Below are 12545 nucleotides of genomic sequence, written 5' to 3'. Positions count from 1 at the left end.
GTCCCCACCCTGCGAGCAGGACGCCCAGCCCCCCTCCCACCAGCGCCAGCAACAGGCTCTCCACGAGGAACTGCCGGACAAGCCGGCCCCGCCGCGCCCCCAACGCCACGCGGATCGCCAGCTCCTGCTGACGGGCACCCGCGCGCGCCAGCAACAGGTTCGCGACGTTGGTACAGGCAATCAGCAGGACGAGCCCGACGGCGCCGAGCAGCACCTGGAGCGGCGTGCGCCACGCACGGGTCTCCATCTGGGACAGCGAGAGCACCGCCGCGCCCCGCCCCTTCTGCGCCGCCGGGTACAGGGCCTCCATCCGCGCTGCCAGCTGTTTGAGCAGCGCGTCCGCCTGCTCCACGGACACGCCATTCCGCAGCCGGGCGCGCACCGTGAGGATGTGGCTGCGATTGGGCGCCTCCGAGTCCGCGGGGGGCTCCAGGGGGAGCCACACGTCCATCTCCTGGGAGAACGAGGCCGGCATCACCCCCACCACCGTGCGGGACACCCCATCCACCATCAGCGTCCGGCCCAGCACCGAGGGGTCCGCGCCAAAACGCCGCCGCCACATTGCCTCGCCCAGGACCGCCACGGGCGCCCGGCCGGGCAGGTCCTCCCCGGGCTCGAAGGTGCGCCCGAGCAGCGGCGCGACCCCATGGACGGCGAAGTAGTCCGCGGTGCCTCGCGTGGCCATCAGGCGCTCGGGCGCGGCCTCCCCCGAGAGGATGACACCCCCTTCCGTGAAAGCCGTCATCCGCTCGAAGGCGGCGGTCTGCTGCTTCCATTCCAGGAAGGTGGGCCAGGACACCATCCCCCCGCCGTTGCGCTCCCCCAGCACCACCAGCCGCTCGGGGTCAGGGTAGGGCAGCGGGCGCAGCAACACGCCGTTGACCACGCTGAAGACCAGGCCATTGGCTCCAATGCCTAGCGCCAGGCAGAGCACGGCGATGATGACGAAGCCGGGAGCACGCCGCAGGGTCCGTGCCGCGAATCGTACGTCCTGCTTCAGATCATCCCACCACATGGCGCGCGCGTGTCCTTTCTCTTCCGGGCTGCTGGCGGCGGCGGAAACCCTGTCAAGGACTGGAAGGGCCTCTTCACGCTCGATACGCTAGCATTTGATGGAGGACACAAGCCCTTGAATCCTCCCTCATTCCGCCCGCAACCGCTTTCAATTCCAGGCCATTCCCATGCACCCACTCCGCGTCGCGCAACGCACGGCGATCCTCGGGCTCACGGGATACTCCCAGCTCTTCATTCCACCCATTCCAAACAATTTCACATTCATCCTCTTTCCCGCCGGCACGGACGCTGAACAGCAGATGGATAGGGTTCGCGTCCTCAACGCGCCCCTGAACCAGGCCAACCTGTTGCTGCACGAGTGCTGCCGCGAGTTCGCGGCGCGCACGGGGGACGGCCCGTTCCCCGCCCTGGAGGAGGCGCTGGAGGGATGGCGGCGGCAGATTGACGGGCGCACCAACCTGCGCAGCGTGGAGTACGCGGAAGCCGCCCTGGCGGCGCTGGACCAGCGCTTGTCACCCCGGCGTGCCCGCACGGAGATCGCCCGGCGGCGCCCCGACATCATCAAGGCCTTCACCCGCGCCCCCGTGGACGTGAAGGGGCTGCTGCGCATCAACCTGTACCTCCCGGAGGAGGCGCTGGAGGACTCCCTGTCCGGCCTCATTCGCGGGGTCTTCGCGACGCCGGCCTCCTTTGGGTTGGTGGAGCGGCTGGAGGTGGCCAAGGTCCGGGTGGAGCCCTCCATCGCCGTCACCTACCCCACGCTCATCCTCTATTTGAGGGCCCACGCGAACCAGCCGGCGCTGCGGCCGAGGGTCGAAGCCCTCCTCCGGGGACTGGCCTCGCTCCTGGAACCGTTCAGGCGCGCCTCGCTCGCGGACGACACGTACGCGGACCGATGGCACCCCAGCGCCACCGCGACCCAGGGGCTGCGCCTGCACAAGCGCTACCTGCAACTGCTGGCGCTGCTGAGCCGGGTCTACGACCGGCGGTCGAACTTCGCCTACCTGAAGGCACCTGCTTCGCGCGCCTCCAGCTTTCCCGGCGTGCTCGACCGCGTCCGGACCTGCTAGCGGATCCGGCGGGGATGCCGGTCGAGCACGGAGAAGGCTGGCAGCGCCCAGCGCTCCGCCGCGCGCTCCACCGCCGGTCCCGCGACGCGCCGCTTGAGGGCGGTGTCCCCGGTGAAGGCCCGCTGGCCACTGGGGTCCTTGGAGTACACCCGCAGGCTCTTCTCGACGCGCGCCTGCTCCGCCCGGGTGGGCCGGACGCCGAAGGCCTCCATCACCGCGCGGATCCGCGGCAGGTCGATGTCCTCGTAGTTGAGCAGGAAGGCACGCCCGTCCGCGCTTCGCGCCGCGGCCGAGCAGAAGCTCCCCACCACCCGCGCGCAGTATTCCTCGGGCGTCATGTCCGCGAGTTGCTCCCCGCTCCAGCCAAAGTGCAGGGTCTTCCAGTCCGCGGGCATTCGCATCCAGCCCGGAGGCCGCGACAGGTTCGAGACCATGACGTCGACCGGGTTCCGGTAGACGAAGAGCCACGGCACGTCCGGCCACAGCCTCCGGATGACGTCGAGCTGCACGCTGTTGCGGCTGGTGAACTTCACGAAGTATCGCCGGTCCCCGGGCCGCCGCCGCTGCCCGAAGATGCGCACCATGCTGCGGAGCAGCGCGTCGCGCCTCGCCTCCCAGTCCTCGCGCTCGCCCGGCCACACGCTGGGGGAGTACGGCGTCAGCAGCGTGCACAGCGGCTCCGGTTCGCCAGGGACGATGCTTCCGTCCAGGCACCGCAAGGCGTTCTGGACCAGCGTCGAGCCACAGCGGGACATGTGGAAGATGAACCCGGAGGGCTTGAGCGCGTCCAGGACGTCCCCCACCAGGTTCACCGTCCCCAGGCTCGTGCGGTTGCGGGTGATGCGCGGCTCACGCCGCATCAGCGCCTCCACCGCGTGCCGGTAGAAGGGGGCTTCCTCGTAGTGTTCCCCGGCCTGGAGCCACAGCACGCGAGGGACGTCGGCCTCCAACCGGACCGCGGCCGGAAGCCAGCCCTTCCAGAGTCTGGCCATGACGGCGCGGGAGGGCATGGGCAGGGGGTGCTGGATCTGGGCGCTCATTCGAGAGGACACCTGCGCGAAGGGACTGGGTGAGATGAAAGGACTTGCTTGGACAGACGCGACCACGCGCGAACTCTAGCCATGGCGCGCCCCCGGGGGAAATGCCTGCCATCCACGCCAGGATTGGCGGAATTTTGCAATGATTGCCCTCAATCCACCCAAACCTTCAAAATAAAGCCCAATGCCCTTGCAATCCACGACAGCGCCTGTGTAGCTTGCCTTTGATGCAGGGCGCGCCGGGTGAGCGCCTGCCTTCAGTGATTGGAAGGGTCACCCGGGACACGCAAACACAAACGAAGTGCCCGGAGGAATCATGGCCAGCACGACAGGCAGGCGCACCACGACGACGTCCTCGAAGTCCGCCACCCGCACCGCCCAGAAGATGATCAAGCCCGCGGCGGCGCAGGGTCGCGGCCAGCGCGCGAAGTCCGTCGTGACGCGCTCCCGCAGCACGGTCACGCCGCAGCTGGCCGCGGAGCCGGTCTTCGCCTGGGCCGAACTCAAGCCCCTGCTCAAGGCGCGGGCCCGCAACGACCCGGACTTCCGCAAGAAGCTGCTGGCCCACCCGGAGGCGGCCTTCGAGGAGGCCGTGGGCTATCCGCTGCCCAAGGGGCTGCGCCTGCAGCCCTTCGAGGAGACGCCCCAGCAGCTCTACATCATCGTTCCCAGGAGCGAGCGCAAGCTGACGGCCCTGGAGATCGAGGTCGTCCAGAGCGGCCTCGACTACCCGCCCTCCTGCCCCGAGGACTGCCCCGGCGACAGCAACCCGCCGTCCTGCTAGGGCGCCCCTCCCCTCCGTGAAGCCCCGACCTCGCTCCGCCCGTGTCGCGCGGCAGGAAGCGTTCGCGCCTCCCGTCCATGCTCCGAGCCTCGAAGCCCTGCTCGGAGGCCTGACGCCAGTGGCCTTCCTTTCGGACCACTGGGAGCAGCGGGTCTACCACCTCTCCCGAGGGCAGCCGGACTTCTACGCGCCGCTGCTGCCCCGGGCGGAGATCGATCATCTGATCGCCTCCGCGCTCGCGCTGGACCCCACCAGCGTGGAGCTGCTGCCTCGCGCGCGGCCGGGGGATGCCGGGCGTCCCCTGGACGCCCAGCGCCTCCAGGAAGGCTACGACGCGGGCAACACCCTGCGCGTCAACGCGGCCCACCGGTTCCTGGGCCCGCTGCGCCAGCTCCGGGGACATCTGGAGCAGGAGCTCAGCGCGCTGGTGAACGTCAACCTCTACTGCGCCCCCGCCCGCTCGGAGACGGCGCAGGTGCACTTCGACCGGCACTGCTTCGTGTTGCAGGTGTCTGGCCGGCGGAAGTGGAGCCTGTCGCCGCGGGAGACAGACCTGCCGCTCGAGTACGTCCCGCCCTTCCGCTTCGAGGACCTGGAGGATTCGCGCGGCTTCCGCACCCCCCGGTTCCAGCCGGCGGCAAGCGACGGCCCCACCGAGCACTTCGTGCTGGAGGCGGGAGACCTGCTCTACCTGCCCCGGGGCCACGTCCACGAGTCGCGCGCGGATGGCACCCATTCGGTCCACCTGACGCTGGGGTTCAAGACGCTCACGTACGTGGACTGCCTGGCGTCCGCCCTGTACCAGCTGGCCCACCGGGAGCCCGCCCTGCGCCGCTCCCTGCCGCCGGGCTTCCTCCTCGGAGGCACCGTCCAGGAAGAGGTGCACGAGGAACTCCGCCGGCTGGGGGAGCGGCTGCCCCAGGCGCTCGACGTGGAGGCAGCGGTCACCGACATCGCCCGGGCCTTCCTTCACAAGCGCGGCCAGCTCACGGGGATGACGCTGGGCGCGGAGGACGCCGCGGCCCACCTGGGCCTCCAGGACCGTGTCGAGCGGCGGGCGGGGCAACTCCTGCACTACAGCGAGGACGCGGGCAAGGCGCGGCTCCAGTTCGGACAACGGACCGTGTCGGTGCCAGCGGACTTCGGTGAAGCCCTGCGGTTCATCCAGCGAACCCCCCGCTTCCAGGTGCGGGCGCTACCGGGGCCACTGGATGACGAGGGCCGGCTGGCGCTGGTGGGCCGGCTGACCCGCGAGGGCCTGCTCTACGCCTTGCGCCCAGAGGAGGACTGACGGGATGGAGCGGCACTGGGAAAGCCCATGGCAGGCATTGAAGGTCGCGATCGCCCGGCGCGCGCGCGCCGATCCCCTCTTCCGCATGAAGCTGCTGGCGACCCCCCGGCGTGTCATCAAGGAGGTGCTCGGTGTCGACCTTCCGCCTGGGATTGCGCTGCACATGAAGGAAGAGGCACCGCGGACCCTCTATCTGACGGTGCCGCCCAGCGCCGAGCCCCCCCGGGGACGGAGCCGTGGGCGCGGCCGCCCACGCCAGGGGGGGCGCCCGTGAGCGCGGCCGGAAGACGCTCGCGCGCGCCAGCGCCGCGACCTTCGCGGCAGGTCGAGCCCTTCATGCCCCTGGAGGTGGGAATCGCCCTGGGCAAGCTCTTCACCCGCCAGCAGGCGAAGCGCATCGTGGCGCTGGCGAAGCAGTCCCCGGAGTGGGATGCCGCGACGGTGCTGAACCGGGAGGGCAAGGTGCTCAAGCCCCAGGTCCGCTCGGCGCGGGTGCTGACCGAGAAGGTCCTCCCGGAGGCTTTCGCGGACTTCCGGGAGCGGCTCCAGTTGGCGCTGGCTGGCGCGGACTGGCTGCCCTGGAGGCACCTCACGCTGACGCCGCTGCAACTGGTCCGCTACGGCGTGAACGACTTCTACCGGCTCCACCGGGATGACCGCCCCGGCGGCAAGCGCCGCCTGTCCATCGTCTGCTACCTCAACGACGACTTCGACGGCGGAGAGACAGCCTTTCCCAAGCTGGACATCCGCGTCCAACCGCATGGCGGCATGGCCGTGCTCTTCGACTCCAGCCTGCTCCATGGCGCCGAACGGGTCTCGCGCGGGGAGAAGTTCGTCTTCGTGGCGTGGTTGGCGACGCAGCCCGAAGAGGGCCCGTGACGCCAGGGGCCGCACCCGAGGCGTCCCTGGCCGGGATGGCGAGGCGGCTGGGACTTGGGGCACTGGAGTTGGAGTCCCTGGTGCACGGCGCGCTGCGCCTGCCCGCCCTGGCTCCGGGCCTCCTGGCGGAGCTCCAGGCCCTGGCCCGGGACGACCCGGGCCAGGAGGCGGCGGCGCTCCACACCTGGCTGGAGGAGCAGCTCCAGCGTCCGGAGCTGCGCCCGCTCATCGCCACGGCCAGCCCCCAACTGCTCCAGCACTGGGAGGCCGGGGGGCGGGATGACGCCGCCCGGGGCGCCCTGCTGCGCTACCTGCTGCGCGCCGCCTCGCGCTGCACACCGGTGGGGTTGCTCGCGTGGGCGGCGGCGGCGCGCTTCGACGCACCGGAGGGCTGCTGGCCGGACCTCCGCGCGCTGCCCATTCGCGTCGCGGGACTCCAGGCGAACACCGGACACCGCCGGGTGCTGGCCTCGGAGCGCGTCCTCTCCCGTCGCGGCAACCGCATCGTGGCGGCGGAAGCGCACTCCCAGGAAGAGGCGCTCCTCGACTTCCGCGAAGAGCTGTGGCGCGAGCTGCGCGGCATCCATCCAGACCGCCAGCGCTCCCCCGTCCAGGAACAACTGGTGCGGGTGCGGCTGCTCGACCCTGTCGCGCAGCCAGAGCTGACCGAGCGGTTCCTGAAGCCCGGTGAAGTGGACTCCTTCCAAGGCGTGACGGCGGCGGTCGTCGCCGGAACGGTCCCCCTGCCGGCATCGGTGCGGCGGGCCATCGCCCACCGGGCACTGGCGCTGCTGTCGTGCCAGTCGCTCCCCGACAGCGCCCGCAGGCTCCGGACCTATCACCGCCTGTTCCGGGACCGCTTCACGGACGAATGGGTCTGCGCCGCGGAGCTGGCGGATCCGCTCATCAGCGGACTGCCCGCGCCATGGGAGGCCGACCTGGAGCCCCCGTCACCCGCCGACGAGGCCCGTGCCCGATGGCTGGCCACCGTGTACCACCGGGGCATGGCCGCCGGGGGGCGGGCCGTCCTCGAGGATGACGAGCTCTCGCGCTTCGCCGCCCCCGCCGCGCGGGAGGTTCCCGTCGCGGACGGGTTCGAGGCGGGCTGTCTGCTCGTCGCCTCCAGCCAGGCCGACCTGGAGCGGGGAGCGTTCACGCTCGTCCCAGGGAGCCTGCACGGCTCGGGCGCGCCGCATCGTTCGCTCGGGAGGTTCCTGGGGTGTCTGCCCCAGACCTTCCGCGACGAGGTCCTGGGCCACCAGCGGACCTGGGAGGGGGAGCGGGGAGCCCTGCACGCGGAGGTGGTCTGGACACGCGCGGACTCGCCTCCCTCGCTGCGCTGGGCCGCGCATGCCTGGTCGAGCGAGGTCATCTGCAACGGCGCTCCCCGAATGGCCTCCCGACGGCGGCTCCGCCCCGAGGACGTGATGGTGCGGGCGGCGCCGGAGGGCTTCGTCTTCGCGCTCCGCGACGGCACGCCGCTGGTGCTGCACCAGGGTCACATGCTGGCCCCCCGCGCGAGCCCACGCGTCGCGAGGTTGCTCCTGGAGCTGGCGATGGAGGGCGCGCGCCATCCGGGAGGCTTCGACTGGCGGGAACTCGGAAACCTTCCCCGGCTGCCGCGCCTCACCTGGCGGGGGCAGATCCTCTGTCTGGCGCGCTGGCGGCCCGGCGGGCCGTACTCGCGGGAGCGCGCCGGGGCCCTGCGCGACTGGCGCGAGGCGAATGGCGTCCCCCGCGTCGTCTGCCTCGTGGAGAACGAGCGGCGGCTTCCCATCGACCTGGAGTCCCACTGGGGACGGGCGGAGCTCCTCCGCGCGAGCCGGTCCCCCGCGGCCTCCTGCTACCTGGAAGAGGCGCCCTGGCTGGAAGAGGCCACCGCAAGGACAGTGGTGTGCGAGGTGGTCCCCAGCTTCCGCCACCGGCGGCCCGCCCCGGCTCCGCGCCAACCAAGGCCCCCTACCGACGGGACGCGGATCCACCGGCAGTGGCGCTCCTTCACCCTCTTCGCCGATGAGGCGGCGCAGCGCAGGCTCCTCGTCGCCTTGCGCCCCATGCTCCCCGCCAGCCCCGGTGACTGGCACTACGTCCGCTTCCAGGAAGGGCCCCGTCGGCTGGTCCGCCTGCGCTGGCGTGGCGAGTCCCCTCTCGACCGTTTCGAGTCCCTGCTCGACCTCGCGCTCGAGCACGGCGCCACGGACGTCCGCCAGGAGACCTTCCGCCCGGAGACCTTCCGCTACGGCGGCGCCGACGCGCTGGACGCCGCGCTCCGCGTCTTCACCTGGGACAGCGACTCCGCGCTCGGGAGTTGGGGCGCGGGCAGGGAGCCGGAGCGGCTGCTCATCGAAACGGGAGCGGTGATGGCCGCCTACCTGGAGCTGCTCCTGGGCCGTGCCGCGGGCGCCGCCGCGTGCCGCGAGCGTTCCCGGCGAACCGAGGTCGCGCCCCTCATCCGCCGGCTCCGCGCCCGGCAGGACCTGCTGGAACGGCTGGGGCGGGACGCCCCCCCTCAGGCATTGGTGGAGCTGCTGCGGGCATGGCGCGACGCCACTCCCAATGCGGGACCTCGCGAGGCGCTGTCCTTCACGCACATGGCCGCGAACCGCCGGCTGGGTTCACGGCGGGGACAGGAAAGCGTGGCACAGGCCCTCGCGGAAACGCTGCTCCAGGCCCGGATGCGCGCCGAACCCCAATCCTCGCGCTGAATGGCAATCACCCCCGGCCGTCGTCTCCGTAATTCTTTACCATGACGGCTCAACGACGGGTCATTTCCCCGGAAACCCTTCACGCTTCCACTTGTCAGACACCCAGCACCAGAACAATGATTGCCCGGGTCCTCCATCCGCCTGGGAAAGCCTTGCATTGCCACCCACCCTCCCGCCAGGCCCGACGCCCTCTCCCGTGAAACCCAGACTCCGCTCCGCCCGGACCCCGCGGCGGCAAGCCCTTGCACCCGCCAGCTATGCCCCAAGCCTGGAGGCGCTGCTCGGAGACCTGACGCCAGAGGCCTTCCTGGCGGACTATTGGGAGAAGCATTTCTACCGTCTTTCCAGGGGCCAGCCGGACTTCTACGCCCCCCTGCTGTCCCAGGCCGGGCTCGACCACCTGGTCGCCTCGGCCCTCGCGCTGGACCCGACCGCGGTCGAGTTGCTGCGCTCCGACCTGCCGCGCAACAGGATGAAGGACCCGACCCGCGCCCCCGACGCACAGCTCCTCCAGGCGGGCTACGAAGCCGGCAGCACGCTCCGGGTGAACGCGGCCCATCGCTTCTCGACCTCCATCCGCGACTTGTGCTTGTCATTGGAACAGCGCCTCAGCGCGCCGGTGAACGTCAACCTCTACTGCTCACCGGCCAGGTCCCAGGGGGTGCAGGCCCACTTCGACCGCCACGACGTCCTCGTGCTCCAGGTGGCCGGCCGCAAGACGTGGAGCCTGAGCCCTCCGCCGGTGGACCTGCCGCTCGAGTACGTCCCGCCCTTCCGCTTCGAGAACCTGGAGGACGCCCAGCGCTTCCGCGTCACGCGCCACCAACCCTCGCAGGTGGACAACTCGTCGCCGACCCAGCGCTTCACGCTGGAGCCGGGGGACCTGCTCTACCTGCCTCGGGGCCATGTCCACGAGGCCCGGACGGATGGCGGCCATTCGCTCCACCTGACGGTGGGCTTCAAGTCCATCACCTACGCGGACTGCCTGGCCTCCGCCGTCTTCCAGCGGGCCCACCAGGAGCCCCGCCTGCGCCGCGGGCTGCCTCCGGGCTTCGCCAGCGACAGCGCCGCCTGGGAGGAATTGCGCGGGGAGTTCCGCCGGCTGGGTGAGGCGCTGTTCCAGTCGCTCGACCCGGACGCGGCGGTCTCCGAGGTCGTCGAGGTCCTGATGAGGAGCCGCTCGCGCGTGTCGGGGTTGACGCTGGGCTCCGAGGAAGACGCGCCCCGTGTCCACGCGCGCAGTCGGGTCCAGCGGCGGTTCGGGCCCCTGATGCGCTACCGCGAAGGCGACGGCAAGGCCACGCTCCAGTTCGGCCAGCGGGCCGTGTCGGTGCCGGCGGACTTCGGCGAGGCGCTGCGCTTCATCTTGCGGACGCCGCGCTTCCAGGTGGGTGAGCTTCCGGGTCCCCTGGATGACGAGGGCCGGGTGACGCTCGTGCGCCGGCTGACCCACGAGGGGTTGTTCCACATCGTGTCGTCCAATGACGGGTGACTCCATGGGCGCGAAGCTGGTGCATCCCATCCCCCCGCCGCCCCGGAGCGCCATGGCGGCGCTCTGGGAGGGGTGGATTCCCGCCTGGGACCGTCTGGCCGAGGAGCCCCGCGGCATCGAATGGATCAACGAGGCGGGGCGCTTCCAGGAAGGGCCCTTCTACGACGAGTCCATCGCGCTCCTGCTCCAGCGCCATCCGCGCATCGGGCGCAACGTCACCAGTCCGGCCACGGTCCACCAGGTGGCGGAAGCCATCGACGGGCTGTCGCCCTCCGGCTTCATCTTCCACATGTCCCGGTGCGGCTCGACGCTGGTGCAGAACGCGCTGCGCTGCCTGGACGGCACCCTCGTCCCCGGCGAGCCCGACGTCCTGTCGTCGCTCCTGCTGGGCTCGGTGCCGGGCCCCAGGCCCCGGGGCGCGGCCGCCGCGGCGCAGGCGGAGCGGGACGCCCTGCTTCGCAGTCTGGTCAAGGTCTTCGGCCGGCGCCGCACGAAGCACGACCGCCGGCTCTTCATCAAGTTCGCCAGTCTGGAGACCGTCCGTCTGGATGTCGTCCGCAGGCTCTGGCCTGACGTACCGTGGCTCTTCATCTACCGGGACCCCGTGGACGTCGTGGTGTCCAACATGGCCCGCCCCTCCGGTTGGATGGACCGGCCCACACCGGAGCAGGTCAAACGGTACTTTGGCTGGGGTCCCCGGACCGTGGACGCCATGACGCGCGAGGAGTACTGCGCGCGAGCCGTCAGCCATTTCTGCGGAGTGGCCGCTGACAGCGCGGATGCGAAGGCCCACCTGCTCAACTACGAGGACATCGACCTGGAGCGGCTGGTGGCGGTCATGGATGCGTTTGGCGTCCACCCCACCCGGGCGGAGCGGGCGCGCATCGAGAAGAGCCTGCGGGTGTACTCCAAGGACCCGCGGGGCAAGCGCCGCTTCATCGCGGACACCGCGCTCAAGCGGCGCATCGCGGGCCCCGCCGTCCATGGCGCCGTCAAGCAATGGGCCCTGCCGACCTACCGGCTGCTGAACCGGCACCGCAGGCGGATCCGCTAGGAGCGGCCCAAATCAAGGAGGCGCTGTGTCCAACCTCGTGGTCAACCCCTTCGCATCCATCGAGCTCACCCGCGAGCGCTCCGCCCCGGTCGGGCTCCGGGTCTCCGCGCCGTTTCCCGGCAGAGGAAGGCTGACGACCGCCATCGACCGCCGGCTGCACCCTCGGCTGTTCCAGTCGCTCCGGACGCTGGCGGAAAGCGCCCGGAGCCACGGCCGCGGCCGCCTGGAGCTGGACGAGACCGAGGTGTCGGTCCTGCGCGAGGCCGGATACCTGGTCCCGCCCTCGGAGGTTCCCCAGGCCCCGCGCTTCGGCTGTCTCCTGGGAGAAGACCTCCCGGCGGCGGGCCGCAAGCCGCGTCTCGCGCCCGGCACCATCGTGGTGACGGGCTTCAAGCTGCTGACGGCGCCCCCGCGGCTTCCTCGGGAGAAGCGCCATCTGGGCCTGCTTGGACTGACCGGGCGCTTCCCGCTCGCGCTCGTGCGCGATGCCGTCACCGGCATCACCGCCGTCCACCAGGTCCCCGACTGGCTTGTCGGGGCCTGCACCCGGCTGCGGCCTGGCGGACCCGCGCCCACGCTCACGCCCCGGGAGTTCCAGGCGCTGAGGGCCGCGCGCATCCTCCTCTCCCAGGAGGAGCTCACCCGGGAGCGGGCCACCTGGCGCTACGCGCTCGACTCCGCGCGCATCCTCCTGGAGCACCGGGGCTATGCCAACATGGCGGGACTCTTCCACCCCGCGCAGATGAAAGCCCTCCGCGCCTACTACCGCGGCCTCGTGAGCAGCGGGCTGCTGGTGTTGGGAGACCCCCAGAGCTTGCGCTACGTGCGGCACAACGACCCGGTCTCCAGCTTCTTCCACGAACAGCTCGCGGGCGTCGTGTCGAACCTCTTCGATGTCGAAGCCCGGCCCTCCTACAACTACCTGGGCTGCTACCAGCCCGGCGCGCGGCTCGCCCGCCACACCGACCGGGCGCAGTGCCAGTTCAGCGGAACCCTGCTGGTCGACTTCACGTCAGGCCGGACGGGGCCCGGCAGTTGGCCGCTCGTCTTCAGTCCGCCTGGCGGCAGGCCGGGCACCCTCCACCAGACCTCGGGCGAGTGTGCGTTCTACCGCGGCTGCGACATCCCCCACGCCCGCCCCACGCTCCCCGAGGGCTGCCGCTCCACGTCCCTGTTCCTGCACTATGTGCCCCGGACGTTCCGGGGGCCGCTGAGCTGA

The 12545-nt window shown here is 71.2% G+C and carries 11 protein-coding genes; 9 read left to right on the top strand and 2 right to left on the bottom strand.

Translation table 11 applies throughout. From position 1 onward, the window contains the following. Positions 1-1015 (bottom strand): ABC transporter permease (locus D7V80_RS17000; protein ID WP_120589157.1); only part of this gene is annotated, 1015 nt, incomplete at its 3' end. 298 nt (positions 1016-1313) lie between these two features. Here D7V80_RS17000 and D7V80_RS16995 point away from each other — a divergent pair. Then, on the top strand, positions 1314-2084 hold the full coding sequence (locus D7V80_RS16995) for a hypothetical protein (protein WP_147447123.1): 771 nt from the start codon (positions 1314-1316) through the stop codon (positions 2082-2084). Here D7V80_RS16995 and D7V80_RS16990 read toward each other — a convergent pair. Then, positions 2081-3124: a sulfotransferase gene (locus D7V80_RS16990; RefSeq protein WP_120589155.1), complete on the bottom strand. Its 1044-nt coding sequence runs from the start codon at positions 3122-3124 to the stop codon at positions 2081-2083. The genes D7V80_RS16995 and D7V80_RS16990 overlap by 4 nt on opposite strands. A 313-nt stretch (positions 3125-3437) precedes the next feature. Here D7V80_RS16990 and D7V80_RS16985 point away from each other — a divergent pair, with 313 nt between their 5' ends. The 8 genes from D7V80_RS16985 to D7V80_RS16950 all read left to right on the top strand — a co-directional run bounded on the left by D7V80_RS16985 (position 3438) and on the right by D7V80_RS16950 (position 12545). Further along, on the top strand, positions 3438-3905 hold the full coding sequence (locus tag D7V80_RS16985) for a hypothetical protein (RefSeq protein WP_120589154.1): 468 nt from the start codon (positions 3438-3440) through the stop codon (positions 3903-3905). A 16-nt stretch (positions 3906-3921) separates the two neighbouring features. Continuing rightward, positions 3922-5196, top strand: a complete 1275-nt coding sequence (locus D7V80_RS16980; RefSeq protein ID WP_120589153.1) for a JmjC domain-containing protein — start codon at positions 3922-3924, stop codon at positions 5194-5196. Positions 5197-5200: 4 nt separating this feature from the next. Further along, positions 5201-5470, top strand: coding sequence for a hypothetical protein (locus D7V80_RS16975; protein ID WP_120589152.1), 270 nt, complete (start codon positions 5201-5203; stop codon positions 5468-5470). Positions 5471-5532: 62 nt separating this feature from the next. After that, a complete protein-coding gene (locus tag D7V80_RS16970) occupies positions 5533-6075 on the top strand; it encodes a 2OG-Fe(II) oxygenase (protein WP_120589151.1) in 543 nt (180 codons plus the stop codon). Then, positions 6072-8780 carry a thiopeptide-type bacteriocin biosynthesis protein gene (locus tag D7V80_RS16965; RefSeq protein WP_147447122.1) on the top strand — a complete coding sequence of 903 codons (2709 nt, stop codon included), beginning with the start codon at positions 6072-6074 and terminating at the stop codon, positions 8778-8780. Before D7V80_RS16970 ends, D7V80_RS16965 begins: the two co-directional genes overlap by 4 nt. A gap of 196 nt (positions 8781-8976) precedes the next feature. Further along, entirely contained in the window at positions 8977-10272 is a 1296-nt protein-coding gene (locus tag D7V80_RS16960) for a cupin domain-containing protein (RefSeq protein WP_158616653.1), read from the top strand. Next, on the top strand, positions 10262-11326 hold the full coding sequence (locus D7V80_RS16955) for a hypothetical protein (RefSeq protein ID WP_120589148.1): 1065 nt from the start codon (positions 10262-10264) through the stop codon (positions 11324-11326). The genes D7V80_RS16960 and D7V80_RS16955 overlap by 11 nt, the downstream gene beginning before the upstream one ends. A gap of 25 nt (positions 11327-11351) precedes the next feature. Continuing rightward, on the top strand, positions 11352-12545 hold the full coding sequence (locus tag D7V80_RS16950) for a hypothetical protein (protein ID WP_120589147.1): 1194 nt from the start codon (positions 11352-11354) through the stop codon (positions 12543-12545).

Source organism: Corallococcus sp. CA054B, assembly GCF_003611625.1.
In the GTDB taxonomy this organism is placed as follows: domain Bacteria; phylum Myxococcota; class Myxococcia; order Myxococcales; family Myxococcaceae; genus Corallococcus; species Corallococcus coralloides.
The sequence above is the reverse complement of the archived record's forward strand: the minus strand, read 5'-3'. Positions and strand labels throughout refer to the sequence as shown.

What these genes read in the sequence shown, in the direction of transcription:
- D7V80_RS16995 (WP_147447123.1), top strand. Translation starts at nt 1,314, where the DNA reads ATGGATAGGGTTCGCGTCCTCAACGCGCCCCTGAACCAGGCCAACCTG.
- D7V80_RS16990 (WP_120589155.1), bottom strand. Translation starts at nt 3,124, where the DNA reads ATGAGCGCCCAGATCCAGCACCCCCTGCCCATGCCCTCCCGCGCCGTC.
- D7V80_RS16985 (WP_120589154.1), top strand. Translation starts at nt 3,438, where the DNA reads ATGGCCAGCACGACAGGCAGGCGCACCACGACGACGTCCTCGAAGTCC.
- D7V80_RS16975 (WP_120589152.1), top strand. Translation starts at nt 5,201, where the DNA reads ATGGAGCGGCACTGGGAAAGCCCATGGCAGGCATTGAAGGTCGCGATC.
- D7V80_RS16970 (WP_120589151.1), top strand. Translation starts at nt 5,533, where the DNA reads ATGCCCCTGGAGGTGGGAATCGCCCTGGGCAAGCTCTTCACCCGCCAG.
- D7V80_RS16955 (WP_120589148.1), top strand. Translation starts at nt 10,262, where the DNA reads ATGACGGGTGACTCCATGGGCGCGAAGCTGGTGCATCCCATCCCCCCG.